Consider the following 25,606-nt stretch of genomic DNA (forward strand, 5'->3'; position numbering starts at 1 on the left):
CACCCACGAAGCTAACTCGCGGACGCCCCGAGATCGGGGATGCGCCAGTCGATCGGGGTGTGCCCCTGGTCGGCGACGGCCTTGTCGATCTGGGTGAAGGGGCGGCTGCCCATGAAGAGCTTCGCCGACAGCGGCGAGGGGTGCGCGCCCTGGACGACGGCGTGCCGCTCGGTGTCGATCAGCGGCAGCTTCTTCTTCGCGTAGTTCCCCCACAGGACGAAGACGGCCGGGTCGGGGCGGGCCGCCACGGCCTTGATGACCGCGTCGGTGAACTTCTCCCAGCCCTTGCCCTTGTGCGAGTTGGCCTCGCCCTCGCGGACCGTCAGCACCGCGTTGAGCAGCAGGACACCCTGATCGGCCCACGGCATCAGATAGCCGTTGTCCGGAATGGGGTGGCCCAGCTCCTCCTTCATCTCCTTGAAGATGTTCCGCAGCGAGGGCGGCGTCTTCACGCCGGGCCGCACCGAGAAGCACAGCCCGTGCCCCTGTCCCGCGCCGTGGTACGGGTCCTGACCGAGGATCAGCACCTTGACGCGGTCGAACGGCGTCGCCTCCAGCGCCGCGAAGACCTCGTCGCGCGGCGGGAAGATCCGGTGCTCCTCCCGCTCGGCCTCGACGAATTCCGTGAGTTGCTGGAAGTACGGCTTGTCCAACTCCTCGCCGAGAACGGTCTCCCAGGAGTCGGGCAGCATGCTGGGCACGTCAGGAACCTCCGGCAATCGATCCGTTTGCTACTGCCCCAGAACGTACCGCCACCCACTGACATCCCCGCACCCCCGGCCAACTCACCGGCCGGCCCGCCGATCAGCTCGCCGGTCGGCGTCGGCCGCCTCACCCGCCCGCCTCGCTCAGACGGCGTCCAGCCGGGCCCGCAGCTCCGGGTCCAGGTCCAACTCCACGGCGCCCAGGGCCTCTTCGAGCTGCGCGAGGCTGCTCACCCCGACCACGGGAACCACCGGCAGCGCGCCGCCCATCTGCCAGGCCAGGACGACCTGGTTGGGCGTCGCGCCCGCCTCGGCCGCGACCTCCCGCAGCACTTCGAGCCTGCGGTGCGACAGGGGGTGGTCGTACTGCGCGAGCAGTTCCTTGTCGGTGCGGGTGTACGCGCCGCTCATCAACGGCCCGTACGCCATCAGCGTCATGTCGTCGTTCGAGGCGACCAGGTCCTGCATGTCGTCGCGGGCGTACCACTGCGCGCCCCACTCGCCGCCCGGCACGGGCCACAGGTAGGTGTAGCGCTGCTGCACGCACGTGTAGCCGGGCAGCCCGTGGTCGGCGGCGTACTGCCGGGCCGCGCCGACGCGCCAGGCGGCGTGGTTGCTGCACCCCAGGACGCGGGTGCTGCCGCCGCGCACGACGTCCGCGAATGCCTGGACGGTCTCGGCCATCAGCACGTCGCGGTCCTCGACGTGCGCGTAGTACACGTCGACGTGGTCGGTGCCCAGCCGCCGCAGGCTGCCCTCGATCCCGGCCTCGATCACCTTGGCCGACAGCCCTTCCCAGGCGTCGGGCCACACGGCGGTCGATCCGACGGGCGGCCGGGCCCCGACCTTGGTGGCGACGACGGTACGGTCACGGGCGCCGCGGCTGTGCAGCCAGCGGCCGAGCAGCAGTTCGCTCTCGTCGCCGGTGCCGCCGGGGGCCCAGACCGAGTAGTTGTTGGCGGTGTCGACGTAGGTGCCGCCCGCCTCGGCGAAGCGGTCCAGGATCGCGAAGGACGTGGCTTCGTCCACGGTCGTGCCGAACGGCAGGATGCCCAGGCACAGGGCGCTGACCTCGGGCCCCGCGCCTCCTGCGAGTGTGCGGTAACGCATGTGCGGTCTCCGTAATCCGTAACGTGGGAAGTCCTCGGCGGGCGACCGTCGCGGTCACCCACACGAGGACTGTGCACGTTGGAGTACGGACGAAGGCAAGCCCGCGCGTCCGGGCCGCGTCCGTACGGGCCGACTCGCGGACCCCTCGGACGGCGCCGCTACGCGACCCCCGCCTGGAGGAAGAGCCCGCCGTCGAGGACGAGATTCTGCCCGGTGATCCAGCTCGCCTGGTCGGAGAACAGGAAGGCGGCGGCGCCGCCGATGTCCTCGGGCAGACCGAGCCGCTTGAGCGGGTACGCGGCCGCGGCCTCCGCCTCCCGGCCCTCGTACAGCGCGGCGGCGAATTTCGTCTTCACCACGGCGGGCGCGACGGAGTTGACCCGGACGCCGGGCGCCATCTCCGCGGCGAGCTGCACCGTGAGGTTGATCATCGCGGCCTTGCTGATGCCGTAGGCGCCGATGAGCGGCGAGGGGGCGAGGCCCGCGACGGAGGCGACGTTGACGATCGCGCCGCCGTTCTCCTTCTGCCACGCCTTCCACGTCTGCTGGGCGAAGCCGAGCGCGGAGATGACGTTGGTCTCGTACACCTTGCGGGCGACGCCGAGGTCGAGGTCGGCGAGCAGCCCGTAGACCGGGTTGGTGCCCGCGTTGTTGGCGAGGTAGTCGACGCGGCCGAACGCCTCCATGGTGCGTTCCACGGCGACGGCCTGGTGCGCCTCGTCGTGGGCCTTGCCCGCGACGCCGATGGCGCGGTCGGCGCCGAGCTTCTCGACGGCTTCCTTGAGCGCGTCCTCGTTGCGCCCGGTGATGCACACCCGGTCGCCGCGGGCGACGAGGGCTTCGGCGATGCCGTAGCCGATGCCCCGGCTGGCGCCGGTGACGAGGGCGACGCGCCCGCTGTCGGGGGGCTGGGTCATGGTCTGGGGCCTCCGGCCTGTCGGTTGTGGGGTGTCACTCGGTCGGCGCGGCGCGCGTCAGTCGAGCGGGCCACCGGCCACGTACAGGACCTGGCCGGACACGAAGCCGGCCTGCTCGCCGGTGAAGAAGGCGATGGCGTTCGCGACGTCGTCGGGGACACCGACCCGCTGGACCGGGATCTGGGTGGCGGCGGCGGCCTTGAAGTCGTCGAAGCCCATGCCGACGCGCGCGGCGGTGGCGGCGGTCATGTCGGTGGCGATGAAGCCGGGCGCGACGGCGTTGGCGGTGACGCCGAACTTGCCGAGTTCGAAGGCGAGGGTCTTGGTGAAGCCCTGGAGACCGGCCTTGGCGGCCGAGTAGTTGACCTGGCCGCGGTTGCCGAGCGCGGAGGACGAGGAGAGGTTGACGACGCGGCCGAACGCGGCGTCCACCATGTGCTTCTGGACGGCGCGGGTCATCAGGAAGGCGCCGCGCAGGTGCACGTTCATGACCGTGTCCCAGTCGGACGCGCTCATCTTGAACAGCAGATTGTCGCGGAGCACGCCCGCGTTGTTCACCAGGATCGTCGGCGCGCCCAGCTCCTGGACCACCTTGGCGACGGCCGCCTCGACCTGCGCCTCGTCGGACACGTCGGCGCCGACCGCGATGGCCTTGCCGCCCGCCGCGGTGATCGTCTCGACGGTGTCCTTGCAGGCGCTCTCGTCGAGGTCGAGTACGGCGACGGCGCGGCCCTCGGCGGCCAGGCGCACCGCGGTGGCGGCGCCGATTCCGCGCGCGGCACCGGTGACGATCGCGACGCGCTGCTCGGTGGTGGACATCTGATCTCCTCAACCCTGTGGTGCGGTGCCGTCCGTGCCCGGCCCGCGCCTGGCACATGAGCGACCGCTTAGTAGGTCCCGTTGCCGAAACCGTAGGAGCGCCGTGACCCTGTGTCAACGCCACCACGGCCGATGTGGCTCAGGGCACGGCTTTGACGAGATGACTCAGCGCACCAACAGCTCCAGCAGCCGGTCCGCCTCCCGGCCCGCGTCCGCGGTGAGACCGGTGTGGATCGGGCCCGGCTGCACGATGGTGCTGCGCGGCGCGGTGAGCCAGCGGAAACGGCGTCCGGGGTCGTCCCCCGCCGCCTGTCCCGCCCGCTCGCCGCCCTCGCAGATGTCCTCGTAGCCGCGCAGCGCCACCCGCACGCCGAGCACGTCCACCTCCGCGTCCAGGCAGCGCAGCCTGGCCTCGTCCAGGTGCACACGGGCCCCGACGAAGCCCTGCGCGCGGCAGTACACCAGCACGCCCGCGTTGATCATCTCTCCGCGCTCGATCCGCGGCACCACGCGCACCAGCGCATACTCGAAGACGTCCCGGCCGGTCACTGGGCGTTCTTCCCCTCGACCCAGGTCCGCAGCCACTCCGGCGGCGGCTGTTTCTCCTCCTGCCGGGGCGCGAGCGTGGTCCGCAGGTGTACGTCCCCGGCGCGGGCCAGCAGCAGCTCGCGGTAGGCGCGGCGTACGTCGTCGGGCGAGTCGAACCCCGGCTCGTCGGTCAGCCACTCGTCGGGGACCAGCGCCGTCACCTCGGCGAGCAGCTCGTCGGTGACGAGTGGCCCCAACTCGGCCGCCGCCGCGGCCGGATCGGGCGAGAAGCGGGACAGCGCGTGGTCGGCGGCGTTGTACGGCTTGTCGGAAGCGGCTCGCGCCGTACGCCAGTTGTGGTGCCAGATCAGTGAGGCGCCGTGGTCGATGAGCCACAAGTCCCGGTGCCAGACCAGCATGTTAGGATTCCGCCACGATCTGTCGACGTTGCCGATGAGCGCGTCGAACCAGACGATGCGGCTCGCCTCCGCGGTGTCCACGGGGAAGACCAGTGGATCGAAGCCGAGAGATCCGGGCAGGAAGTCCATTCCGAGATTGAGCCCGCCGCTCGCCTTCAGTAGATCCTGGATCTCCTGGTCGGGCTCGCCGGGCGCGATGGCCGGATCGAAGTGGAAGCGCACCAGCTCCGGCACCCGCAGCCCCAGCCGCCTGGCCAGCTCGCCCGCGATCACCTCGGCGATCAGCGCCTTGCGGCCCTGGGCCGCGCCGGTGAACTTCACGACGTACGTACCGAGATCGTCGGCCTCGACGACACCGGGCACCGAGCCGCCCTCGCGCAGCGGCGTCACATAGCGGATGCCCGTCACTTCTCTCAACATCGCTCCAGGCTAATGGGCCAGAGTCCCCTCATGGACACCGATAACCCGGCACCTGACCTCGCGCGTGACCCGGCGCGCGCCCCGCTCCGTACCCCTTCCGGCGACCTGCCCCGCCAACTCGCCCGCACCCAGCGCTTCTCGCTCGGCGTGCCCCGCTCCTTCACCCTCTCCCCCGACGGCGGGAGGCTGCTCTTCCTGCGCACCCGCGGCGGCGAGGACCGTACGAGCTGTCTGTGGCTGCTCGCGGACGGCGAGGAGCGGCTGCTGGCCGATCCGGACGCGCTCGGCGCCGCGCCGGGCGAGGTGCCGGAGGCGGAGCTGGTCAGGCGCGAGCGGACCAGGGAACGCAGCGGCGGCATCGTCGCGTACGCCACCGACGCCGCCGCGCGCACCGTCGTCTTCGCGCTGGACGGCGCCTTGTGGACGGTGCGGACCGACGGCGGCGCGGCGCGCCCGGTCGCCACCGCCGGGCCCGTGGTCGACCCGCGGCCGGACCCGGCCGGGCGGCGCGTGGCGTATGTGACGCAGGGCGCGCTGCGGGTGGCCGACCTCGACGGCGGCGCCGATCTGCTGCTCGCCGCGCCGGAGACCGGGGACGTGACGTACGGGCTCGCCGAGCACGTGGCGGCGGAGGAGATGCACCGGTACCGCGGCCACTGGTGGTCGCCCGACGGCGCCGCGGTCCTGACCGCCCGCGTCGACACCGCCCGCGTCCGACGCTGGTGGATCTCCGACCCGGCCGATCCCGCCAAGCCGCCGCGCGCGGTGCCCTACCCGACGGCGGGCACGGCCAACGCCGACGTCTCGCTGCACCTGCTGGGTCTGGACGGGACGCGCACCGAGGTCCGCTGGGACCGCGCGGCGTACGAATATCTGACGAGCGCGGACTGGGACGCGCACGGCCCGCTGCTGGCGGTCCAGAGCCGGGACCAGCGGACGGTACGGGTGCTCGCCGCCGACCCCGGCAGCGGCGGGACGCGGCTGCTGCACGAACAGCGCGACCCGGCGTGGGTGCAACTGATCCCCGGCACGCCCGCCAGGACTGGGTCCGGCGCGCTGGTGCACACCGCGGACACCGGCGGGTCCCGGCGGCTGACGGTCGGCGGCGAGCCGGTGACGCCGGACGGTCTGCACGTCCGCGAAGTCCTCGGCGCGGCGGGCGAGTCGGTGCTCTTCACCGCCTGCGACGAGCCGACCGAGGAACACCTGTGGTCGTACGACCGCGAGCGCGGCCCCGTACGGCTCAGCTCCGGACCCGGCGTGCACACCGGCCTGCGCGCGGGCGGCACGCTGCTGCTCGACTCCCGCACCGAGCGCGGCCACCGCACGACGCTGCTGCGCGACGGCGGTCAGCAGACCGCGGTCGGCTGCCTGGCAGCGGAGCCCGTCCTGACCCCGCGCGTGACCTGGCTGCGGGCCGGTGAGCGGGAGATCCGTACGGCGCTGCTGCTGCCGTCCTGGTACGAGCCGGGCGGCGGGCCGCTGCCGGTGCTGGTCGCCTCCTACGGCGGGCCCGCGATGCGGCTGGTGACGCGCGGCGGGGGCTGGTCGATGTACGAGGCGCAGTGGTTCGCCGAGGAGGGCTTCGCGGTGGTCGTCGCGGACGGGCGCGGCACACCCGCGCGCGGCCCGGCCTGGGAGAAGACCGTGCGCGGCGACTCGCTCAGCGCGCCGATCGAGGACCAGGTCACGGCGCTGCGCGCGGCGGCCGAGCACTGCCCCGACCTCGACCTCGGGCGGGTCGGGATCCGCGGCTGGTCGTACGGCGGCACCCTGGCCACCGCGGCGGTGATCCGCCGGCCCGAGGTCTTCCACGCGGCGGTCAGCGGCGCGGCGCCGAGCGACCAGCGGCTGTACGACACGCACTGGCGGGAGCGCTTCCTCGGCCACCCGGACGAGGAGCCCGCCGCGTACGACCGCTCGTCGCCGATCGGCGAGGCCGCGGACCTGCGGCGCCCGCTGCTGCTGGTGCACGGCATGGCGGACGACAACGTGGTGGTGGCGCACACGCTGCGGATGTCGGCGGCCCTGCTCGCGGCGCACCGCCCGCACCAGGTGCTGCCGCTGTCGAACGTCACGCACTCGCCGACGGACGAGACGGTGGTGGAGGGACTCCTGAGGCACCAGGTGAACTTCTTGCGTGCGGCGTTGAACGTTCCGGAGCGGACGCCCGTATGAGACAGCACGCGTGACACCACGCTGCCGGGCGGTGTCCCTCCGCCGCCCGGCCCCACGAACGGACAGGACGCACCTCATGGCAGAGACCCCCCGATTCTCCGTGCCTCCCACGCGTCGCGGCTTCGTAGCGGCGGCGGGCGGCGTGGGACTCGCCGCGGCCTTGGCCGCCTGCGGCAGCTCGGACGACTCGTCGAACGCCGCCTCCGACTCCGCGTCGCCGTCGGACGCCGGGGCGCCGACGACCTCGGCCGGCGCGGACCCCACCACGTCGGACGCGGGCACGGCGCCCACCTCGTCCGCGGCCTCCGGTGGCGGCGGCACCGCGCTCGGCAAGACCTCGGACGTCCCGGTCGGCGGCGGGAAGATCTACGCCGACCAGAAGGTGGTCGTCACCCAGCCGACTGCCGGGCAGTACAAGGCGTTCTCCTCGACCTGCACCCACTCGGGCTGCCAGGTCGGCAGCGTGTCCGACGGCACGATCAACTGCCCTTGCCACGGCAGCAAGTTCCACGTGGCCGACGGCAGCGTCGCCAGCGGCCCGGCGACGAGGCCGCTGCCTTCGGAGAACGTGACGGTGTCGGGTGACCAGGTGATGCTCGGTAGCTGATCGGTCCGGACGTACGGCTCAAGGGCTCACGGGCTCACGGGTCTACGGGCTTACGGGTTTACGTCGTCGGCTGCGGTGCCGGGCGCGGCGGGTGGGTGCCGCGTCCGGCGCCGGGCGGCGACCGGAATCCGAGACGGCCAACAGCGCTTCGGGGCAACGGTGTTGTGGCGCTCGCGTCACCGCTTCCAGGCGGCCAGGATGTCGTCGGTCGTCGTCACCGTGGCGACCAGCGACAGGCTGTGCCGGACGACGGCCGCCGCGTAGTCGGCGGGGACTCCGGCGACGGCGTCGGCGGGCAGCACCACGTCGTAGCCGAGATTGACGGCGTCGAAGACCGCGTTGGGGACCGCGATGTTGAGCGAGACCCCGGTGACGATCAGGGTCCGGCATCCGAGGTTGCGCAGCAGCGCGTCGACGTCGGTGCCCGCGATCGGCGAGAGGCCGTGCAGCCGGGTGACCGTCAGGTCGGTATCGGCGACCGGGATCTCCTCGGTGAGCCGTACGGCGTCGGTGCCGTCGAGCTGCTTGACCGGCAGCCGGTCGGCGGCGCGGAACAGCCGGGCGTTGCGGTTGGCGCCGCGCCCGTCCGGGCGGCGGATCGCGACGGCGTGCAGGACGGCGGCGCCCGCGGCGTGCGCGCCCGCGACCAGGCGGCCGACGCGGTCCAGCACGCCCGAGTCGCGTGCCGCGGCGGCCAGTTCGGGCAGCGCGCTGTCGCTCCCGACCACACCGCGCTGGCACTCGACGGTCAGCAGCGCGGTGGTCGCGGGCCGCAGCAGTGCGGCGAGGCGGTCGGCGGAGGTCATGGCGCGCACCATAATTGACGGTCCGTCAGATCGGAAGGGACCAGGGGATGGACCCTCGCGGTCCGGTGCCGGATGATTCCGGCGGAGGACCTGACATGAGATCAGCTCCTCGTCAGCCATGGGCGATGCGCACGGAGGTGCCATGACCGCCACCCAGCGTCGGGGCCGCAGGATCATGATGAGCGCTGCGGAGATCGACGTCTTCCTCTCCGGACACCGCACCTGCCGGGTCGCGACCGTCTCGCCGGACGGCCGTCCGCACGCGGGCGCCCTGTGGTTCGCCTGGGACGGCACCTCGCTCTGGCTCTACTCCCTGGTCCGCAGCCGCCGTTGGGCCGACCTGCGGCGCGACCCGCGGATCGCCGTGGTCGTGGACGACGGCGAGGACTACGGCGAGCTGCGCGGCGTCGAGCTGTCCGGCTCGGTCGACTTCGTCGGCGAGGCCCCCCGTACCGGCGTGCCGCACCCCGAACTCGACACACCGGAACGCCTTTTCTCCGAGCGGAATTTCGGCCTGCCCGCGATGCCGCACGACGGACGGCACGCGTGGCTGCGGCTGACACCGGAGCGGGTCGTCTCGTGGGACTTCACGAAGATGGCCGCCGCCGCGGCGGCCAGGCCGGAGCCGGGGCGCTCCTGAATCCGCCGGCCGGTGCGAGCCCCACCGTCGGACCGGACTCAGGAGGCCGCTGCGGGCCGGGCTCCGTACCGCTTCGCCGGGGTCAGTCGCCCACGCGTCCCGCCGAGCGGCGCAGGGCCTCGACCGCCACGCGAATCGCGGGGCGGCGGTCCGCGTCCTCGCGCCAGACGGCGTAGACATGGCGGCGCATGGTGTGCTGGACCGGGGCGATGCGGACGCCCCCGGGCATCGGGTCGCGGCCGAGGCGGGGCATGACGGCGACGCCGAGACCGGCGGCGACGAGCGCGAGCACGGTGGCGTGCTCCTCGGCGTGGTGCGCGATCCGCGGTTCGATGCCCTTGCCGCGCAGGGTGAACAGCAGCCATTCGTTGCAGAAGCCGCCGTCGGGCCAGGCGATCCAGTCCTCGTCGATCAGTTCGTCCAGCTCGATCTGGTCGCAGCCCTCCAGCCGGTGCCCCACGGGCAGCGCGATGTCGGCGATGTCGTCGACGAGGGGCGCCTTGGCGAGGCCGCCGGGCAGCGACAGCGGCTTGTTGTACCAGTCGAGGACGACCGCGAGGTCGATGTCGCCGCGGGCCAGCCGGGCCAGCGACTCCTGCGGCTCCAGCTCGTGCACGACGGTCCTGAGCTGCGGGTGCTCGCGCCGCAGCGCGTTGAGGGCGTCGGGGAACAGGCCCCGGACGGCGGTGGGGAAGGCGCCGGCCCGCAGTTCGCCGACGGCGGCGCCCCGGTGCGCCTCCAGGTCGGCGTGCGCCAGCTCGACCAGGGACAGTATCCGGTCGGCGTGCCCGGACAGCAGCCGTCCCGCGTCGGTCAGCCGTACCCCGCGGCCGTTCTTCGTGAGCAGGGACTGGCCGGTCTCCCGCTCCAGCTTCGCCATCTGCTGCGACACGGCGGACGTCGTCACACTCAGCACGTCCGCGGCGGCGGACACCGAGCCGTAGGTGTCGATGGCGTGCAGGACGCGCAGGCGCTCCAGACTCAACATGTTAGTAATCCTACGTCGTCCGTGTACAAATTCTCGCTTGTTCTACGAGGTCGAACGCGCCATCGTAGTCGCATGACCGCACCCGCCGAGCCCAGGACAGCCGCTTCCGCTCCCGTCTCCCCGACACCCGCCTCCTCTTCGCCCCGCTCCGGCCGGACCTCGCGCCGCATACCGCGCAGGACCGTCGACTGGCGGATCCGCTTCGCCGCGCTCGGCCTGGTCTGGGGCTTCAGCTTCCTGTTCATGAAGGTGGGCAACGAGGCGTTCGCGCCCCTCCAGGTCACGCTCGGCCGGATGGTCTTCGGCACGGCGGTGCTGGCCGTGGCCGTCGCGGTCAAGCGGGAGCGGCTGCCGCGCGGACCGCGCGTCTGGCTGCACCTGGCGGTCGCCGCGGTACTGCTCAACGCGCTGCCGTTCTCGCTCTTCGCCTACTCCGAGCAGACCATCCCGTCGATGCTGGCGGGGATATGCAACGCGGCGACACCGCTGTTCTCGATGCTGGTGTCCGTGGTCGCACTGTCGGAGGACCGGCCCTCGCGGCAGCGCTTCGCGGGAGTCGGCCTCGGCTTCATCGGCGTGCTGACCGTGCTCGGCGCCTGGCAGGGCTTCTCGGGACAGGACCCCAAGGGCACGATCATGGCGCTCACCGCGGCCTTCAGCTACGCGGTCGGCTGGGCGTACGTGCGCCGCACCCTGTCCGGCACGGACAGCTCCCACCTGGCCATGTCCGCGAGCCAGTTGAGCCTCGGCACCGCGCAACTGCTGCTGGTCACGCCGTTCTTCACCTCGATGCCCGACGCGTACCCGCTCAAGTCGGTGCTGTCGGTGCTGGCGCTGGGCGCGCTCGGCACCGGGGTCGCCTTCCTCATCCAGTACGGCCTGGTCGCGGAGAAGGGGCCGACGATCGGCTCGATGGTCACCTACCTCATCCCGATCGTGGCCACCGCCGCCGGCGTCCTGCTGCTCGGCGAGGCGCTGAGCTGGAACGAGCCGGTCGGCGCCGCCGTCATCCTGATCGGCGCGGCCCTCACCCAGCGCCGCCCCAAGGCCGCGCCCGCACCGGAACCGGACCCGGCCGCCGTGCCCGTGGAGGCCGAGGTCCGGCTCCAGACGCTGATACGGACGGAGGACGCGCTGCCCGCCGCGGAGCCCCGGTCCGCGGCCGAGCCCGAGGCGAACGCGACCGCTTCGGCCGTCAGGGCTCAGCCGTAGCGGCCCGCGCCTGACGCCGCGCCCGGCCCCGCGGGGCGCAGTACGGCGGCGACGGCGTCGGCCAGCGGGACGACGTCGGCGGGGGCGAGCGCGGAGACGGTCAGCCGGATGCCCGGCGGTGAGGCCAGCCGGAAGCGGGCGCCCGGCGCCACCGCCCAGCCGCGCTGGAGCAGCCCGGCCACCGCGCCGGTCTCGTCACTGACCGGCACCCATACGTTCATGCCGCTGCGGCCGTGCGCCGTGATCCCGCGCTCGGCCAGCGCCCGCACCAGACCGTCGCGCCGCTCCCCGTAGGACCGCGCGGTGCGGGCCGGATCGACGGCGCCGGACTCCCAGAGATGGACGACGGCCCGTTGCAGCAGGTGGCTGACCCATCCGGCGCCGAGGCGGTGCCGCCCGCGCACGCGGTCGACGGTCACGGCGTCGCCGGTGTAGAGCGCGAGCCGCAGGTCGGGGCCGTACGCCTTGGCGGTGGATCGGACCAGCGCCCAGTGGTCGGTGACCCCGGACAGGCAGTGCAGCGGCAGGTCGACCAGACCGTGTACGTGGTCGTCGTCGATGACCAGCACCTGCCGGTGGTCGGCGAGCAGGGCGCGCAACTCGCCGGCGCGGGCGGCCGAGACGGCCGCGCCGGTCGGATTCTGTCCCCGGTCGGTGACGACGAGCGCCCGGGCGCCCGCCCGGACGGCCCGCGCCACGTCCTCGGTGAGCGGTCCCTCGTCGTCCACGCCGACGGGGACGGCGCGCAGCCCCATCGCCGGCACGAGGTCGAGGGTGCTGCCCCAGCCGGGGTCCTCGACGGCCACGGCGTCGCCGGGCCGCAGATGGGCGGCCAGGAGGCGCTCGATGGCGTCCAGCGAGCCGGAGGTGATGCCGATCGGCCCGCCGGGAACGCCGTCCGCGTCGAACGCGGCGCGGGCCGCCGCCGCCAGTTCGGGATCGACCGGGACGGCGCCGTAGAGCGCGGGTGCCTCCGCGTGGCGGGCTGCGGCGGCGGCGAGCGCCCCGTCGAGCGGCGGCAGCAGCGCGAGGTCGGGGTTGCCCGAGGCGATGTCGCGGACGCCCGCCGGGACGTCGATCCGGATCTCGTCACGGGGCGCGGTGGCGGGCCGTGACCGTACCCGGCTGCCGCGCCGCCCCGCCGTCTCGATCACCCCGCGGTCGCGCAGCAGCCGGTAGGCGGCGGCCACGGTGTTCGGGTTGACGTCCAACTCCTGGGCCAGTTCCCGCAGCGGCGGCAGCGCCTCACCGGGACGCAGCGCGCCCGTGCCGACCGCGCTCTCGACGCTGGCGGCGATATCCGATGCGCCCCGACCTGTGATCCGGTAATCTCCTAGCACAAACCTTATTATGCACTAGTGCAAAGGATCTCGCCATGGCCTCCGCACCTCCCGTCGGATATCCGCCCACCGACCGCACCGTCCCGACCCGCAGCCGCGAACGCGCCGCGTACGACCGGGAGATGGTGCACGGCATCCTGGACGAGGGCTATGTGTGCCACCTCGGCTTCATCCGCGACGGCGCGCCGGTCGTGCTGCCGACGCTCTACGCCAGGTCGGGCGAGCGGCTGTACGTGCACGGTTCGACCGGGTCCCGGCCGCTGCGCGGGGCGCGGGCCGACGACGGGCTCGCGGTCTGCCTCACCGTCACCCACGTCGACGGCCTGGTGCTGGCCCGCTCCGCCTTCCACCACTCGATCAACTACCGCTCAGTGGTGGTGCACGGCATCGCCCACCAGGTGACCGACCCGGCCGAGCGGTCGCTCGCGCTGGACGCGATCGTCGAGCAGGCCGTGCCCGGACGCGCCGCCGACTCCCGCCGGGCGGACGCGAAGGAGCTGGCCGCCACCGCCGTCATCCGGCTCGACCTGCTGGAGGTCTCGGCGAAGCTCCGCACCGGCGGCCCCAACGACGAGCCGGAGGACATCTCGCTCCCCTACTGGACCGGCGTGGTCCCGGTCGCCAGGACCTACGGCGCCCCGATCCCGGCGGACGACCTCGACCCGTCGATACCGCTGCCCGGCTACCTGCCCGGCCGACCGGGAAAGTGAGGGCCGCGGCATGCTGATCCACCCCTGGGACGCGCCCACCTCCGACAGCGAGTGGCAGGAGTGGCTGGCCGTCCACGACTTCGGCCAGCTCACCGTCAACGGCCTCGACGGAGAGCCGCCGTTCGTCCAGCCGCTGCACTTCGCCTACGACCCGCGGGCCGGCGCCGACGGCCCCGGACCGGCCGGGCTGGGCAAGGCCGTCACGCACCTCGCCCGCCCGAACCCGATCTGGCGAGCCCTGGAGGCGAGCCCGCGGGTCACGCTCAGCGTCGTGGACGACTACACGTTCATCCCCGGCCCCTGGCACACGCCCGAGGGCGCCCCCACGGAACACGGCACACCGACCAGCTTCTACGCCGCCGTCCTGCTGTACTGCACCGCCCACATCGTGGACGACCCGCAGCTCAAGGCCGACCTCCTGCGGCGCCAGGTCGGTCACTTCCAGCCCCGCGGCGGCACCGCGCCCGTGGAACCGGGCCAGGAGCCGTTCGGCCGCATGCTGCCCGGCATCCGCGGTGTCCGCCTCGACGTCACCGACGTACGGGCGAAGTTCAAGTACGGCGGCAACAAACCGGAGCGGATGCGACGGCGCGTCATGGACCTGCTCGCGGACCGGGACGGGCCGCACGACGCGGCGGCCCGTACCCATCAGATCCGCCGCCTGTCCGCGGCGGCCGACGCCGGGACCGGCGCCTGAGGGCTCACCCCACGGGCGCCGCCCTCCGCTGCGCCGACGCGGACCTGGCCTCCTCGAGACCGAGACCGGTCACGGCCGCCAGCAGGATCACGGTGCCCGTCACCGTCGCGGCCGTGAGATGTTCACCGAGCAGTGCCACGGCGATGACGGCCGCCGAGACCGGCTCGATCAGGGCGATCACCGAGACGGTCGCGGCCCGCAGGACCGCGGCGCCCGCGAAGTACAGTCCGTACGCGGCGGCCGTCGGCACCGACGCCAGGTAGCAGAGCAGCAGCACCGTACGGCCGAGCCCCGCCGCCTGCGGCAACAGCCCCTCGGCCCAGGCCGCGGGCAGCAGCGCCACCGCGCAGATGCCGAACGACCACAGCGAGGTGTCCAGCGGGTCGCCCGCCGAGCCCGTGCGCCCCAGCCACCGGGTGAGCAGCGTGATCGCCGCGTACCCCGTGGCGGACAGCACCGCGAGCAGCACACCGAGCGGCCGTACGCCCGTACCGCCGTCGCCCAGCACCAGCACCGCGAGGCCGCCGAGCGCGCCCGCCACGGCCGCCGTACCGCCGCGCCCGAGCCGCTCCCCCATCGCCAGCCGCGCCACGACCGCGATCAGCACCGGGCCCGACCCGAGCGTCACCACCGTGGCCACCGCAAGCCCGGTGGACTTCACCGCGCAGAAGTACGCGGTCTGAAAGAGCGTCAGGCCCGCGCCGGTGACCAGGATCCGCACCGCCTTGCGCCGCCGCGGCTCCGCCCGCACCACCCGCACCGCGGCGGCCGGACGCACCGCGCGCACCGCCGACAGCAGCAGAAAGCCGCCGGCCGCCCGCCAGAAGGTCAGCGACAGCGGGCCGAGCCCGCTCCCGTCGTACAACAGCGCCGCCGCGGCGCCCGCCGTGCCCCAGGCGGTGGCCGCGAAAACGACATAGATCAGGCCCCGGTTCGTCGACAGGGCAGCGTCGACCGGGGTGTGAACATGCGTGAGTGACACGAGAATTCTCCCGCGGAAGAGGTGGGGTGAGGTCGCCGGTCGCCATATGCGGACAGCGGCGACCCGGCCGTTCACCTCGAACGCGAGTCACCGCGCCGGGTCCGGCCCCAGGTCTTCCGAAATGTCGCCGCCCGCGTCAGACGGCAGGAGGCGGGAGAACGGTGAGATGCATGGGGGAAGCTTACGTGAGGGGGGTGGGGTCGGGGGTGGTGGGCTCGGGGGGGGGGAAGGGTGAGGGCAGGGCGGTGGAGGGAGGCGGGTTGGGGGGCGGGGGCTCTTGCGGGGGGGGAGAGGCGGGGGTGCGGGTGGCTCTCTTGCGGGGGGCAGGGGTGCGGGTCGCCCACTCGCGTCAGGTCACCAGTACGGCGAACCGTGCGTGGGAGCCCTCTTGCGCAGGCGCACCGTCCTTCCCTTTTTTTGCCGCCCTCTCGCCTCCGGCGGCTTAGATCCGGTGTCGACGCTCCTCTTCGACGGTCGCTCGTTCCTCGCTCCCTGCTCATCGTCGCTTTCGACACCGGCGCCGCCTTTGGCTCGCTGGCTACCGGCGAACCCCACCGCGCAGCGGTGCCGTAAGGGCGCAGCCCCCGCGCAAACGCACCCCAGGAGCCCAGCCCCTCACGCAAACGCACCCCACCGGCGAACCCCGGCGCGGAGCGGTGCTCGGTGGGGAGCCGTTTGGCGCTAGGCGTCGGCCAAGTCGGGTTCTGGGAGGGGGTCCGGCGTCGCCGCCGGCTTGGCGCGGCTGGCCGTTTGGGCCGTGAAGGCGCCCGCCAGGACGAGGGCGCCGCCGACGACCTGGGCGGCGCCCAGGTGCTCGTCGAGGAGGACCCAGGCGAGGACGGTGCCGACGATGGCTTCGAGGGTGGCGACGACCCCGGCGATCTGAGGGGTGAGGCGGCGGACGGCGAGGACGCCGGCGAGGTAGGCGACGACGGTGGAGACGAGGACGATCCAGGCGACGAGGAGAACGGCCGGGACCTCGCGCTCACCGAGCGCGGACTGCTGCCAGACGATCGCCCAGTCGATGTTCCAGGGGCGGGCGACGACCGAGAGGACGGCGGTGCCGACGAGGAGGCCGTAGGCGATGACGGCGATGGGTTCCGGCGCGTCCGCGCTCTCCGCGCCGTCGTCGGCGAGGACGAAGTAGGCGACCTGGCAGCAGGCGGCGCCGAAGGCGAGGAGCAGGCCGAGCGGGTCGAAGGCCAGGCCGGACCAGATCTCGACGACGGCGGCCATGCCGGCGATGGCGAGCACGACACCCAGGGCCGCGGACCGGCTGACGGGGCGGCGCTGGACGAAGCGGACCCAGCCCAACAGCAGGGCGGGGCCGAGGAATTCGACGAGGATGGCGACGCCGACCGGGATGCGGGAGATGGCCACGAAGTACAGGGCCTGGCAGCCGGTGATGCCGAGGAGGCCGAACCCGAGGATCAGTCCCGGCCTGCGGCGGGGCAGTTCGCGGTGGCGCAGGGCGATGGGGAGCAGGATGAGCGCGGCGCCCGCGACGCGCATCCAGACCACGTGCAGCGGGTCGAGCCCTGATTCGATCAGCGGTTTGGCGGCCACGCCCGAGCCGCCGAAGGCGAAGGCGGACACCAGAGCGAGCCCGAGGCCCCCGTTTCGCCGCTGAGTTACGTGCATCGGGTCATGATGTCAGCTCGCGACAGGACCGTCATCCCGGTAGCCGCTGACGTCGAGTCCGGCGGCGCGCAGCACGTCCACGGCGCGGCATTCGGGGTCGGAGGCGAGCGCGTCGAGCAGGTCGATGCCGTCGGCCTGGGTGCGGCCACGGCGGCGGGCGAGGGCGACGGCGTTGCGGATCGCGGCGGCGGCGGCCGGGCTCCAGCCGGTGCCGGCGACGGCCTGGACGGTGGGCAGCGCGCCGGAGTCCTCGACGGTGCCGCGCCAGCGCAGCCCGTAGCCGATGCTGCGCTGCACCAGGTAGCCGAGCACGCGGACGACCTGTCCGGTCCCGGCGTCGCAGGCGGCCCGCGCCAGGGGGTCGATCTCCAGCAGGGAGTGCAGCAGGTGGGCGGTGTCGATCTGCTGGTCGCCGTCGCGCGTGGCCCGGCGGCGCGCGCTGGCCGCCACGGAACGCAGTTCGACCGTGAGGCGGAGGTCGTCCGCCAGGTGGCTCAGGTCGAGCGGCGGCCCGTGGTTGCTGTACACGCCATCCACTTCATCAGGCGGCCCCGGTGTGGCGCATCCGCACCGGGGGCCATCCGTGCCTCCGCCCATGGAGGGGGTTGGCCGGTTCCCGCGTCATCCCCAGGGATGAGTCATGGCCACAGCAGGGTCCGGGTCCAACCGCCGTCCGTGTCCCCGTCACCGCGCCCGTCCCGGCCCTCCCCCGCCTGACCGGAGCGGGTGTAGCGCAGCCGTACGTGGAAGCGGCCGGGGTCGGCCTGGAAGAACTCCGCCTCCTGGGCACGCAGCCGGTACACGGTGTGGCCCTCGGGAATCCGTTCCGGTTCCGCGGCCACCAGGGCGTCCGCCGCGGCGCGCGCCCGCTCGTACTCCATCGCTCCGGTCAGCGGGCCGCTCATCCGCCCGGTGAAGCCGGCGGCGCGGGAGGCCGGGGAGCGGCCGAGGAAGTCCCGCCGGGCGGTCTCCTCGTCCAGTACGTCGACCGGTCCCGTCATCCGGATCTGCCGTCCGTGCGCGGGCCAGTACCAGGTCAGCGCGGCGACGGGGTGCGCGGCCAGGTCGCGGCCCTTGCGGCTGACCGCGTCGGACGCGAAGTCGACGGCGCAGTCGGCGGTGTCGACTCCGCGCAGCATCAGGACGCGGGCGCTGGGCGTGCCGTCGGCGCCGACCGTGGCGAGCGTCATGACGTGCGGTTCCGGCAGTGCGTCGGAAAGCGCCAGTTCCAGCCAGGTCGCGAAGAGCGGGCCGGGGGTGTCGGGGGCGTCGCCCGGGTCGAATTCCGGCAGCGGCCCGGCCAGTACGGGGGCGGCCCGCAGCCTGGCGAGCAGTGCCGCGTCGCCCGGCGTGGGGTCGCCGGGCGACGTTCGCCCGCGTCCCGGTCCGCCGGGTGCCGCCTCGTCCGGCGGCGCGTTACCGACTGCCGCCCCGTCGGGTGCCGCATCATCGGGTGACGCGCCCCCGGGTGACGCGTCGCTTCCGCCGTCGGGGGTAGCCGGACCGTCGTCTTCGCGCATATGTCCTCCCGTCCGACCCGCAACCGTACCGGCCGTCGCCTCGTCCCTCTCTGGCGACACACACCGACCTGCCCCGCCACCGGGGAAGGAGTTCCATGGTCCGACCGCTGCTCTTCCTGGATGTCGACGGTGTGCTCAATCCGGTGCTGCCCTCGCCGGACTTCACCGTGCACGACATCCTGACCCACACCGTGCTGCTGTCCGCCCGGCACGGCGTGTGGTTGCGCGAACTGGCGGACATGTACGACCTCGTCTGGGCGACCACCTGGGAGCACGAGGCGAACACGCACATCGCCCCGCGCCTGGGTCTGCCGCCGCTGCCGGTGGTGGAATTCAGCGGCTACCGGCCGCGGCCCGGCGATCCGCCGCTGCGCGAGGCGGAGCGGTACTCGGCGCGCAAGTGGGCGCCGATCCTGCGGTACGCGGCGGGGCGGCCCTTCGCCTGGACCGACGACGTGATCCCGCGCCGCCTGGTCCGCAGGGCCAGGTTCCGTCCTGACCGGCTGCTGCTGCCGGTCAATCCGGCGCACGGTCTGCCGCGGGCGCACGTGAACCGGCTGCTGGCCGCTCCCCCGACGCTGTCGCGCAGCGTCGGCAGGCCGCACTCCCCGTATCTGACGGTCCATCAGTATTGAGTGTTGCGGCGCCCGCGGTTACGGTGCGCGGCACGACCGGTGCTCAGGGAGTGGACCGGTACTCAGGGAGTGATCGCATGGCCGAAGTCTCCGCACAGGCGCGTATCGCGGCCCCCGCAGGGAAGATCTGGGACCTGCTGACCGACTTCTCCTCCTACGGCGAGTGGAACGCCACCCACACCGCCTTCCCCGACGGCGGCCCGCGGCCGCTGGCGGCCGGGGCCACGTACCAGGAGAGCCTGCGGATGATGGGCTTCCCCGCGGACGTGACCTGGACGGTCGACGAGTTCGAGCCCGAGCGGGTGCTGGGCAGCAGCGGCAAGGGGCCGATGGGGGTGAGCCTCGGGATGCGGTACGCGCTCACGCCCGACGGCGACGCCACCGAGGTACGGATCGACGGCACCTTCACCGGGGCCGCCGTCTCCCTCATGGCGGGCAAGCTGAAGGACTCGGCGACGACCGCGCTCAACGACTCGCTGCGCGCCATCGCCGGGCTCGTCGAACCGGCCGAGCCCCCCGCGCCGGGCGCGTGACGGTCCGCCCGTACGCGAAGCGCCGGGCCGCGCGAGGGGGTCGTCCCTCACGCGGCCCGGCGGTGTGCGTGGATCAGCGGACCGTCACCGTGGCGGTCTGCGTCCCCGCCGTGAAGACGTAGGCGCCGCGTGCCACCTCCTGCTTGCCCGCGCCGTTGACGTCACCGGGGGTGACGGCGAGACGGCTCGGCGGCACGTCGAGCGCGACGGTACGGGACTGCCCGGCCTTCAGGTGCACCTTGGTGAAGGCGACCAGCTTCCGGGACGGGGCGAGCACGTCGCTCGACGGCTGCGACACGAACACCGGCACCACCAGATCGCCGTCACGGCCACCGGAGTTGGAGACCTTCACCTTCAGGTGGACGGTGTCCCGGGCCCGCACGGTGGACGAGTCGGCCTTGACCGAGTCGAAGCCGTAGGTGGTGTACGACAGGCCCGCCCCGAAGGGGTAGGCGGCGTCGACGAAGGACTCGGGGCCGCCGTTGGTGCCGGGCAACTGCTGGTAGTACATCGGCTCGTTGCCGATGTCCTTGGGCCAGGTCGCGTTGAGCCGGCCGCTCGGGTTGACCTTGCCGAACAGCACGTCGGCGACGGCGTTGCCGCCCTCGCTGCCGGGCAGCCAGGACATCAGCAGGCCCTGGGTGCCGTCCGCCTCGCCGAGCACCAGCGGGCGTCCGGCGAGGACCACGGTGACCACCGGCTTGCCGGTCGCCTTGAGGGACTTCACCAACGCCACCTGGTCGGCGGTCAGTGCGGGCCGCGGGCTGTCCGCCGCGCCCTCGGCCGCCGCCTTCTCGCCGACGACCACCACGGTCAGATCGGCGTTCTTGGCCTGCGCCACCGCGTCGTCCGCGGTCTTGGCCTGGACGACCTCCGTACCCGAGGGCGCCGCCTTCTTGATGCCCTGGAGCACGGTGGTGCCGGGCAGCGTCACCCCGTCGGGCACGCCCTGCCAGCCCACCGTCCAGCCGCCGACCTGGTCGTTGATGTCGTCGGCGTAGGAACCGGCGACCACGATCTTCTTGGCGGAGGACGAGATCGGCAGCACATTGCCGTCGTTGCGCAGCAGCACCTGCGACGCGTCGGCCGCCTGCCGCGCCAGCGCGGTGTCGGCGCCGAGCACCCGGCCGTCGGCCTTCGAGGCGTCCACGTAGGGGTGTTCGAACAGGCCGAGTTCGAACTTCATCTTCAGGATGCGGGACACGGACTGGTCGATGCGCTTCTCGGTGACCAGGCCGCGCTGCACGGCGGTCTTCAGGCCGGTGCTCCAGCCCTGCGCGTCGTACGGCTCCATCGCCATGTCCAGGCCCGCGTTGACGGCCTTGGCGATGGCCTCGGGGTAGTCGGCGGCGACGTGGTACGCGGTCTGCAACGCCGCGACGTCCGCCCAGTCGCTGACCTCGACGCCGTCGAAGCCCCACTGCTTGCGCAGCACATCGGTGAGCAGGTAGTGCGAGGCGGTCGCCGGAATGCCGTTGACGGCGCCGGAGTTGATCATCACCGACTGCGCGCCCGCGTCGATGGCCTGCTTGTACGACGGCAGCAGCGTGTCCTGGAGGTAGCGCATCGAGACGTCGCCGGGCACGCGGTCGTGGCCGTTGCCGGGCTCGCCGTAGCCGGGGAAGTGCTTGACGGTGGCGGCCACGTTCTTGGCGCCGTTGGCGCCCTCGATGCCGTCGACCGCCGCGGCGGCGAGCGTGCCCGCGAGCAGCGGGTCCTCGCCGAAGGTCTCGTAGTAGCGGCCCCAGCGCTGGTCGCGCGCGATGTCGGTGACCGGCGCGAAGTTCCAGTCGATGCCGGTGGCAGCGACCGCCTTGGCGGTGGAGGCGGCGGAGTTCTTGGCCAGCGTCGGGTCCCAGGCGGAACCGAGGCCGATCTCCTGCGGGAAGATCGTGGCGCCCAGCACGTTGTTGTGGCCGTGCACGGCGTCGACGCCGTAGATGATCGGGATGTGCAGCCGGGATTTCTCGACGGCGTATTTCTGCACCGTGTTGACCATCTTCGCCCAGTTCTCGGGCGTGTTGACCGCAGGTCCCGCGCCGCCGCCGGACAGTACGGATCCGGCCGCGTTGTCGAGAAGCACGCTCTTCATGCAGGATTCGGTGAATTCGCCACCGCTCCACTCGCAGTCGCCTTGCATTCTGACCACGGAGATCTGGTCCATCTGACCGATCTTCTCGGCCAGTGTCATCCGCTTCAGCAGATCCTTCACCCGGACGTCGACCGGTGCTTTCGCGTTGGTGTACGTCGGATTGTCCCCGGCCTCCGCCGGTACGGAAGCGACCGCGGCCACACACGCCGCGGCGGTGGCGAGTGTCAGAATGACTCTGAGGCGTGGTCGTCGTCGTGCGTTCGTAGGCATCGCAGGCGTCCCGTTCCTGTCGGGGTCCCGGCCGGTTGTCGGGACCTAGTGCCGTAAACGTTTCCGATCGGCCGGAAGTCTGTCCTCGCCTTGACTGATCGTCAAGACTGTACGCAGGAGTCACCTTTCACCTGTCCCAAGTTTCCACGTTGTTCCCCTCGCGCAGAATCAGGTACGCCGTGAACATTCGTGAACTCGCCCGCCGCAGTGGTGTGTCGACCGCCACCGTGTCCCGGGCTCTCAACGACCGCGCCGAGGTGAGCGAGGCCACCCGCGCGCGAATCCGGCAACTGGCGATCGAGTTGGGTTACGCGCCCAATGAACCGGCCCGCACCCTGGTCAGGCGCCGCTCGGACACCATCGGTCTGATCTGGGACAGCGGACAGGAGGCACAGGGACTCCACAACCCTTTTCTGCTCGGCCTGTTGAGCGCGGTGCGCACCGCGCTGTCCGAGGCGGACTACCACCTGATGCTGCTGACGACGCCGGGACCCGAGGACCCGGACGCCGCGCATCTGCAAGCGGTGCGGCGGCACAATCTCGAAGGCGTCATCGTGCTGACCACCCCCGCCGACGACCGCTGCCTGCGCGTCCTGGCCGCGTCCGCCGTGCCCTGCGCGGGCATCGACACCGCGTTCACCGGGCCGCGCACGGTACGGGTCAGCTCCGACAACGCGGCGGGCGCGGAGGCGGCGGTGGAGCATCTGTACGCGCTGGGGCACCGCAGGATCGCCACCATCACCGGTCCGCTGCACCTTCCCCCGGCCGCCGAGCGGCTGGCGGGCTACGAGCGGGCCTGCGCCCGGCTGGGGCTCCCGGTGCCGCCGCAGTACGTGACCGAGGGCGACTTCTTCCTCGACAGCGGCGAGGAGGCGGCCCGCAGGCTGCTCGCGGTGGCCGAGCCGCCGACGGCGATCTTCGCGGCGGGCGACCAGATGGCGGTCGGCGCGATGCACGCGGCGGCGGACGCCGGCCTCTCGGTGCCCCGCGATCTGGCGGTGGTCGGCTTCGACGACATCGACGCCGCCGCGCTGGTGCGCCCGGCGCTGTCCACGGTGGCGCAGGACCAGCGCGGGCTCGGTGAGGCGGCCGTGGAGGCGCTGCGCGAGCTGATCGACGCCGCGCCGGTCGACACGGCGGAGCCGCGGATCATCCCGACCCGCCTCCTGATACGCGGATCGAGTCGGCCCGGAGCGTGACGCCCCGGGCCGACTCGATGATTCGCGGGCGGCGCCGGTACGGGACCGGGCGCCCGGTGACCGCCGACGTCACTCCTTGGTGAGGTCGGTGACGTCCTCGTCGGCCAGGATCAGGTAGAGCTTCTTGCGGGCGTCGTTCACCACGGTCAGCGCCTTCGCGCGCTGCTCGGGGGTGCCGGTGGCCCACACCTGGCGGAAGGCCTCGATGAGACCGCCGCCCGCCTTCCTTATCTCGTTCATGGCATCCCAGTCGACGCCGCGGCCGGCGTCCTCCCACGGGGCCTCGGGGCCCGCGTCGGCTTCTGTCCTGCCGTTGTCGGTGAGCGTGAAGAGCTTCTTGCCGCCCTCGCTCGCGCTGCTGATCAGGCCCTCGTCCTCCAGCAGTTGCAGCGTCGGGTAGACCGAGCCGGGGCTCGGCTTCCACGCGCCGCCACTGCGTTCGGCGATCTCCTGGATCATCTCGTAGCCGTGCATCGGGCGGTCCTTCAGCAGCGCCAGGATCGAGGCGCGTACATCGCCCCGCCGTGCCCTGCCGCGCGGTCCGCCGCGCCCCCGGCCGCCGGGCCCGAAGGGGCCTCCGCCGAAGGGCGGTCCGAACGGCCCGAAGGCCGACCGTCGCTCGTCCCGCTCGCCCCAACCGTGATGTCCGGGGCCGCGGTGTCCATGTTCGTGTCCTTGGGAACGCATGATGACGCTCCTTTCATCGTTGATCGTTCGCGATGGCTCAACGATATATCGGAACTGTTCGGATGGCAAGGCCCCAGGTCGACGGCGGCGACGGGAGGGCGACAGGGGGGCCGCGGGGCGGGCGCGTCACGCGTCACGAGCGAGCGCGGTCACCGGAAGCGGAATCCGCCGAACACCGCCCGCCGGGCGTGGGGCGCGCCGCTACGCTCTCGCCATGCGCATCCGAATAGTCGACGCCTTCACCGACCGCCCGTTCACCGGCAATCCGGCGGGGGTGCTGCTGCTCGACTCGGAGGAGTTTCCGCCGGACCGGTGGCTTCAGCAGGTCGCGGCGGAGCTGAATCTGTCAGAGACCGCGTTCGCGCACCGGCTGGCCGACGCGCCGGAAGCGGACTGGGCGCTGCGCTGGTTCACCCCGGTCACGGAGGTGGGGCTGTGCGGCCACGCCACGCTGGCCACCGCCCATGTGCTGCGCACCAGCGGCGCGCACAAGGGCACGGTCTGGTTCCGTACCAGCGCGGGTGTGCTGTCGGCGGAGGCGGCCGGGGACGGCTCGATCACCTTGGACTTCCCGGCGGCCCCGCTCACGCCGGTGGCCGCGCCGACGGGTGTCGCGGCGGCGCTCGGCGCCAAGCCGCTGACCGTGCTGGACACCGGCCCCGACTGCGGTGACCTGCTGATCGAGGTCACCGACGAGAAGACCGTACGGGCACTGGCGCCCGACTTCGCGGCGCTCGCCCGGCACTCGCGGCGCGGAGTGATCGCCACCGCGGCGGCCCAGGACGACTCGCGCGGATACGACTTCGTCTCGCGCGGCTTCTTCCCCGCCGTCGGCATCGACGAGGACCCGGTGACCGGCAGCGCGCACACCGCGCTGGCGCCGTTCTGGTCCCAGCGGCTCGGCCGCACGACGCTCACCGGCTTCCAGGCGTCCCCGCGCGGCGGGCTGGTCCGTACCCGGGTGCGCGGCGAGCGGGTGCTGCTGACCGGCACCGCGGTCACCGTGGTGGACGGCGAGCTGCACGCGGTGCCGTAAGGCCGCGGTGCGTCACGGCGCGGTGCCGTAAGGCCGCGGTGCCGTAAGACCGTGAACGCCGTAAACGCTGTCGCAAGGGCTCCGCTCGCGCGTCACCCCGTGGGCAGCCACCCCACCTTCCCGGCCAGCAGCGCGTAGCCGACGAAGGCCACCGTGTCGATGAGGGAGTGGGCCGCCACCAGCGGCCCCACCCGGCCCCACCGCCGGTACAGCAGCACGAAGACGACGCCCATCACCATGTTGCCGACGAAGCCGCCGACGCCCTGGTAGAGGTGGTACGAGCCGCGCAGCAGCGCGCTCGCGGCCAGCGCGGCGGCCGGGCTCCAGCCCAACTGGCCGAGCCTGCGCAGCAGATAGCCGACCACGATCACCTCTTCGAGCACCGCGTTCTGCACGGCGGAGGCGATCAGGACCGGGATCTTCCACCACACGTCGGGCAGCGACTCGGGCACGACGGTGAGGTTGAAGCCGGCCGCCCTGACCCCGAGGTAGAAGGCGAGCCCGGTGCCGCCGATGACGGCCGCGACGGCCGCGCCCCGGGCCAGGTCGAGCCGCGGCCGGGTGCGGTCGAAGCCGATCACGGGCATGCCGACCCGCTCCCTGGCCAGCAGGTGGGCGACCAGCGCCACCGGGGCGAGCGCGGTGGCGATGGAGAAGACCTGCCAGGCCAGATCCAGCCACGGCCGGCCCGGTGCTTGGGAGCCGACGAGGGTGGCCGCCTGGTCCTTGAGCGCGCCCGGCCTCGTCACGGAACCGATGAAGTCGATCAGCGCGGCAACGCCGCTCGCTCCCAGCGACAGCGCCAAGACGATCAGGGTCTCGCTGCGCAGCGTCCGCCGCTGCAACCCTGCCTCCACCTCGTATGACTCTGCGTGCACGCGGACCTCCATTTACGTCATCCCGCTTCAGCGCCGTC

26 protein-coding genes are annotated in these 25,606 nt (G+C 72.9%); 10 read left to right on the forward strand and 16 right to left on the reverse strand.

The window, feature by feature from the left end:
* Positions 1-11 precede the first annotated feature (11 nt).
* The 6 genes from ung to ACIP4Z_RS15225 form a co-directional block, all read right to left on the reverse strand.
* Positions 12-692: a uracil-DNA glycosylase gene (gene ung, locus ACIP4Z_RS15200; protein ID WP_355335794.1), complete on the reverse strand. Its 681-nt coding sequence runs from the start codon at positions 690-692 to the stop codon at positions 12-14.
* Between the two features lie 156 nt (positions 693-848).
* On the reverse strand, positions 849-1,814 hold the full coding sequence (locus tag ACIP4Z_RS15205; protein ID WP_401308061.1) for an aldo/keto reductase: 966 nt from the start codon (positions 1,812-1,814) through the stop codon (positions 849-851).
* 158 nt (positions 1,815-1,972) lie between these two features.
* Positions 1,973-2,731, reverse strand: coding sequence for an SDR family oxidoreductase (locus ACIP4Z_RS15210; RefSeq protein ID WP_401308063.1), 759 nt, complete (start codon positions 2,729-2,731; stop codon positions 1,973-1,975).
* A gap of 57 nt (positions 2,732-2,788) precedes the next feature.
* Complete coding sequence (gene fabG, locus ACIP4Z_RS15215) at positions 2,789-3,550, reverse strand: 3-oxoacyl-ACP reductase FabG (protein ID WP_391125570.1); 762 nt, start codon at positions 3,548-3,550, stop codon at positions 2,789-2,791.
* A 165-nt stretch (positions 3,551-3,715) separates the two neighbouring features.
* Entirely contained in the window at positions 3,716-4,099 is a 384-nt protein-coding gene (locus tag ACIP4Z_RS15220) for a DUF3037 domain-containing protein (protein ID WP_355335651.1), read from the reverse strand.
* The gene (locus ACIP4Z_RS15225) at positions 4,096-4,917 is read right to left on the reverse strand and encodes a HipA family kinase (RefSeq protein WP_401308067.1); all 822 of its coding nucleotides are present in this window, start codon (positions 4,915-4,917) and stop codon (positions 4,096-4,098) included. Before ACIP4Z_RS15225 ends, ACIP4Z_RS15220 begins: the two co-directional genes overlap by 4 nt.
* Before the next feature lie 30 nt (positions 4,918-4,947).
* On the opposite strand from ACIP4Z_RS15225, the gene ACIP4Z_RS15230 reads away from it, so the two are divergent.
* Together ACIP4Z_RS15230 and ACIP4Z_RS15235 are read left to right on the forward strand one after the other, a co-directional pair.
* Positions 4,948-7,095, forward strand: coding sequence for a prolyl oligopeptidase family serine peptidase (locus tag ACIP4Z_RS15230; RefSeq protein ID WP_401308070.1), 2,148 nt, complete (start codon positions 4,948-4,950; stop codon positions 7,093-7,095).
* 76 nt (positions 7,096-7,171) lie between these two features.
* Positions 7,172-7,702, forward strand: coding sequence for a Rieske (2Fe-2S) protein (locus ACIP4Z_RS15235; protein WP_355335660.1), 531 nt, complete (start codon positions 7,172-7,174; stop codon positions 7,700-7,702).
* A gap of 176 nt (positions 7,703-7,878) precedes the next feature.
* Here the strand turns inward: ACIP4Z_RS15235 and ACIP4Z_RS15240 are convergent, their stop codons facing one another.
* On the reverse strand, positions 7,879-8,508 hold the full coding sequence (locus ACIP4Z_RS15240; protein WP_355335663.1) for an isochorismatase family protein: 630 nt from the start codon (positions 8,506-8,508) through the stop codon (positions 7,879-7,881).
* A gap of 142 nt (positions 8,509-8,650) precedes the next feature.
* Between ACIP4Z_RS15240 and ACIP4Z_RS15245 the strand changes: the two genes are divergently transcribed.
* Complete coding sequence (locus tag ACIP4Z_RS15245; RefSeq protein ID WP_401308074.1) at positions 8,651-9,148, forward strand: pyridoxamine 5'-phosphate oxidase family protein; 498 nt, start codon at positions 8,651-8,653, stop codon at positions 9,146-9,148.
* A gap of 82 nt (positions 9,149-9,230) precedes the next feature.
* Here ACIP4Z_RS15245 and ACIP4Z_RS15250 read toward each other — a convergent pair whose 3' ends face one another.
* The gene (locus tag ACIP4Z_RS15250) at positions 9,231-10,136 is read right to left on the reverse strand and encodes a LysR family transcriptional regulator (protein ID WP_355335669.1); all 906 of its coding nucleotides are present in this window, start codon (positions 10,134-10,136) and stop codon (positions 9,231-9,233) included.
* Positions 10,137-10,208: 72 nt separating this feature from the next.
* On the opposite strand from ACIP4Z_RS15250, the gene ACIP4Z_RS15255 reads away from it, so the two are divergent.
* Complete coding sequence (locus tag ACIP4Z_RS15255) at positions 10,209-11,348, forward strand: DMT family transporter (RefSeq protein WP_401308078.1); 1,140 nt, start codon at positions 10,209-10,211, stop codon at positions 11,346-11,348.
* Here the strand turns inward: ACIP4Z_RS15255 and ACIP4Z_RS15260 are convergent.
* Positions 11,339-12,688 carry an aminotransferase class I/II-fold pyridoxal phosphate-dependent enzyme gene (locus tag ACIP4Z_RS15260; RefSeq protein WP_401308081.1) on the reverse strand — a complete coding sequence of 450 codons (1,350 nt, stop codon included), beginning with the start codon at positions 12,686-12,688 and terminating at the stop codon, positions 11,339-11,341. The genes ACIP4Z_RS15255 and ACIP4Z_RS15260 overlap by 10 nt on opposite strands.
* A gap of 35 nt (positions 12,689-12,723) precedes the next feature.
* On the opposite strand from ACIP4Z_RS15260, the gene ACIP4Z_RS15265 reads away from it, so the two are divergent.
* Entirely contained in the window at positions 12,724-13,398 is a 675-nt protein-coding gene (locus ACIP4Z_RS15265; RefSeq protein WP_355335677.1) for a pyridoxamine 5'-phosphate oxidase family protein, read from the forward strand.
* Between the two features lie 10 nt (positions 13,399-13,408).
* Positions 13,409-14,095 (forward strand): FMN-binding negative transcriptional regulator, encoded by a 687-nt coding sequence (locus ACIP4Z_RS15270; protein WP_401308084.1) that lies wholly within the window; start codon positions 13,409-13,411, stop codon positions 14,093-14,095.
* A gap of 4 nt (positions 14,096-14,099) precedes the next feature.
* On the opposite strand, the gene ACIP4Z_RS15275 is transcribed toward ACIP4Z_RS15270, so the two are convergent.
* From ACIP4Z_RS15275 to ACIP4Z_RS15290, 4 genes are all read right to left on the reverse strand, one after another.
* Positions 14,100-15,077, reverse strand: a complete 978-nt coding sequence (locus ACIP4Z_RS15275) for a DMT family transporter (protein WP_401308087.1) — start codon at positions 15,075-15,077, stop codon at positions 14,100-14,102.
* Positions 15,078-15,758: 681 nt separating this feature from the next.
* Positions 15,759-16,718, reverse strand: coding sequence for an EamA family transporter (locus ACIP4Z_RS15280; RefSeq protein ID WP_355335685.1), 960 nt, complete (start codon positions 16,716-16,718; stop codon positions 15,759-15,761).
* A 12-nt stretch (positions 16,719-16,730) separates the two neighbouring features.
* Entirely contained in the window at positions 16,731-17,246 is a 516-nt protein-coding gene (locus tag ACIP4Z_RS15285) for a Clp protease N-terminal domain-containing protein (RefSeq protein WP_401308090.1), read from the reverse strand.
* Positions 17,247-17,356: 110 nt separating this feature from the next.
* Positions 17,357-18,238: a pyridoxal 5'-phosphate synthase gene (locus tag ACIP4Z_RS15290; RefSeq protein ID WP_401308093.1), complete on the reverse strand. Its 882-nt coding sequence runs from the start codon at positions 18,236-18,238 to the stop codon at positions 17,357-17,359.
* Between the two features lie 95 nt (positions 18,239-18,333).
* Here ACIP4Z_RS15290 and ACIP4Z_RS15295 point away from each other — a divergent pair, with 95 nt between their 5' ends.
* Together ACIP4Z_RS15295 and ACIP4Z_RS15300 are read left to right on the forward strand one after the other, a co-directional pair.
* Positions 18,334-18,873, forward strand: a complete 540-nt coding sequence (locus tag ACIP4Z_RS15295; protein ID WP_355335693.1) for an HAD domain-containing protein — start codon at positions 18,334-18,336, stop codon at positions 18,871-18,873.
* A gap of 77 nt (positions 18,874-18,950) precedes the next feature.
* The gene (locus tag ACIP4Z_RS15300) at positions 18,951-19,406 is read left to right on the forward strand and encodes an SRPBCC family protein (protein ID WP_401308097.1); all 456 of its coding nucleotides are present in this window, start codon (positions 18,951-18,953) and stop codon (positions 19,404-19,406) included.
* Between the two features lie 73 nt (positions 19,407-19,479).
* Here ACIP4Z_RS15300 and ACIP4Z_RS15305 read toward each other — a convergent pair whose 3' ends face one another.
* Complete coding sequence (locus ACIP4Z_RS15305) at positions 19,480-21,699, reverse strand: glycoside hydrolase family 3 N-terminal domain-containing protein (protein ID WP_401308100.1); 2,220 nt, start codon at positions 21,697-21,699, stop codon at positions 19,480-19,482.
* A 248-nt stretch (positions 21,700-21,947) separates the two neighbouring features.
* Between ACIP4Z_RS15305 and ACIP4Z_RS15310 the strand changes: the two genes are divergently transcribed.
* Positions 21,948-22,967 carry a substrate-binding domain-containing protein gene (locus tag ACIP4Z_RS15310; protein ID WP_391051132.1) on the forward strand — a complete coding sequence of 340 codons (1,020 nt, stop codon included), beginning with the start codon at positions 21,948-21,950 and terminating at the stop codon, positions 22,965-22,967.
* A gap of 69 nt (positions 22,968-23,036) precedes the next feature.
* Here the strand turns inward: ACIP4Z_RS15310 and ACIP4Z_RS15315 are convergent, their stop codons facing one another.
* A complete protein-coding gene (locus ACIP4Z_RS15315) occupies positions 23,037-23,654 on the reverse strand; it encodes a PadR family transcriptional regulator (RefSeq protein ID WP_188283150.1) in 618 nt (205 codons plus the stop codon).
* Positions 23,655-23,868: 214 nt separating this feature from the next.
* Between ACIP4Z_RS15315 and ACIP4Z_RS15320 the strand changes: the two genes are divergently transcribed.
* Positions 23,869-24,690 carry a PhzF family phenazine biosynthesis protein gene (locus ACIP4Z_RS15320; protein WP_401308105.1) on the forward strand — a complete coding sequence of 274 codons (822 nt, stop codon included), beginning with the start codon at positions 23,869-23,871 and terminating at the stop codon, positions 24,688-24,690.
* A gap of 92 nt (positions 24,691-24,782) precedes the next feature.
* On the opposite strand, the gene ACIP4Z_RS15325 is transcribed toward ACIP4Z_RS15320, so the two are convergent.
* A complete protein-coding gene (locus tag ACIP4Z_RS15325) occupies positions 24,783-25,580 on the reverse strand; it encodes a type II CAAX prenyl endopeptidase Rce1 family protein (protein WP_391051129.1) in 798 nt (265 codons plus the stop codon).
* Positions 25,581-25,606 lie beyond the last annotated feature (26 nt).

Source organism: Streptomyces sp. NPDC088910 (assembly GCF_044749865.1).
GTDB lineage: Bacteria > Actinomycetota > Actinomycetes > Streptomycetales > Streptomycetaceae > Actinacidiphila.

Excerpts from the sequence above, each read along its gene's own strand:
- ung (WP_355335794.1), bottom strand. The coding sequence starts at position 692 with ATGCTGCCCGACTCCTGGGAGACCGTTCTCGGCGAGGAGTTGGACAAG.
- ACIP4Z_RS15205 (WP_401308061.1), bottom strand. The coding sequence starts at position 1,814 with ATGCGTTACCGCACACTCGCAGGAGGCGCGGGGCCCGAGGTCAGCGCC.
- ACIP4Z_RS15210 (WP_401308063.1), bottom strand. The coding sequence starts at position 2,731 with ATGACCCAGCCCCCCGACAGCGGGCGCGTCGCCCTCGTCACCGGCGCC.
- fabG (WP_391125570.1), bottom strand. The coding sequence starts at position 3,550 with ATGTCCACCACCGAGCAGCGCGTCGCGATCGTCACCGGTGCCGCGCGC.
- ACIP4Z_RS15225 (WP_401308067.1), bottom strand. The coding sequence starts at position 4,917 with ATGTTGAGAGAAGTGACGGGCATCCGCTATGTGACGCCGCTGCGCGAG.
- ACIP4Z_RS15230 (WP_401308070.1), top strand. The coding sequence starts at position 4,948 with ATGGACACCGATAACCCGGCACCTGACCTCGCGCGTGACCCGGCGCGC.
- ACIP4Z_RS15235 (WP_355335660.1), top strand. The coding sequence starts at position 7,172 with ATGGCAGAGACCCCCCGATTCTCCGTGCCTCCCACGCGTCGCGGCTTC.
- ACIP4Z_RS15240 (WP_355335663.1), bottom strand. The coding sequence starts at position 8,508 with ATGACCTCCGCCGACCGCCTCGCCGCACTGCTGCGGCCCGCGACCACC.
- ACIP4Z_RS15245 (WP_401308074.1), top strand. The coding sequence starts at position 8,651 with ATGACCGCCACCCAGCGTCGGGGCCGCAGGATCATGATGAGCGCTGCG.
- ACIP4Z_RS15250 (WP_355335669.1), bottom strand. The coding sequence starts at position 10,136 with ATGTTGAGTCTGGAGCGCCTGCGCGTCCTGCACGCCATCGACACCTAC.
- ACIP4Z_RS15255 (WP_401308078.1), top strand. The coding sequence starts at position 10,209 with ATGACCGCACCCGCCGAGCCCAGGACAGCCGCTTCCGCTCCCGTCTCC.
- ACIP4Z_RS15265 (WP_355335677.1), top strand. The coding sequence starts at position 12,724 with ATGGCCTCCGCACCTCCCGTCGGATATCCGCCCACCGACCGCACCGTC.
- ACIP4Z_RS15270 (WP_401308084.1), top strand. The coding sequence starts at position 13,409 with ATGCTGATCCACCCCTGGGACGCGCCCACCTCCGACAGCGAGTGGCAG.
- ACIP4Z_RS15280 (WP_355335685.1), bottom strand. The coding sequence starts at position 16,718 with ATGCACGTAACTCAGCGGCGAAACGGGGGCCTCGGGCTCGCTCTGGTG.
- ACIP4Z_RS15290 (WP_401308093.1), bottom strand. The coding sequence starts at position 18,238 with ATGCGCGAAGACGACGGTCCGGCTACCCCCGACGGCGGAAGCGACGCG.
- ACIP4Z_RS15295 (WP_355335693.1), top strand. The coding sequence starts at position 18,334 with ATGGTCCGACCGCTGCTCTTCCTGGATGTCGACGGTGTGCTCAATCCG.
- ACIP4Z_RS15300 (WP_401308097.1), top strand. The coding sequence starts at position 18,951 with ATGGCCGAAGTCTCCGCACAGGCGCGTATCGCGGCCCCCGCAGGGAAG.
- ACIP4Z_RS15315 (WP_188283150.1), bottom strand. The coding sequence starts at position 23,654 with ATGCGTTCCCAAGGACACGAACATGGACACCGCGGCCCCGGACATCAC.
- ACIP4Z_RS15320 (WP_401308105.1), top strand. The coding sequence starts at position 23,869 with ATGCGCATCCGAATAGTCGACGCCTTCACCGACCGCCCGTTCACCGGC.
- ACIP4Z_RS15325 (WP_391051129.1), bottom strand. The coding sequence starts at position 25,580 with ATGGAGGTCCGCGTGCACGCAGAGTCATACGAGGTGGAGGCAGGGTTG.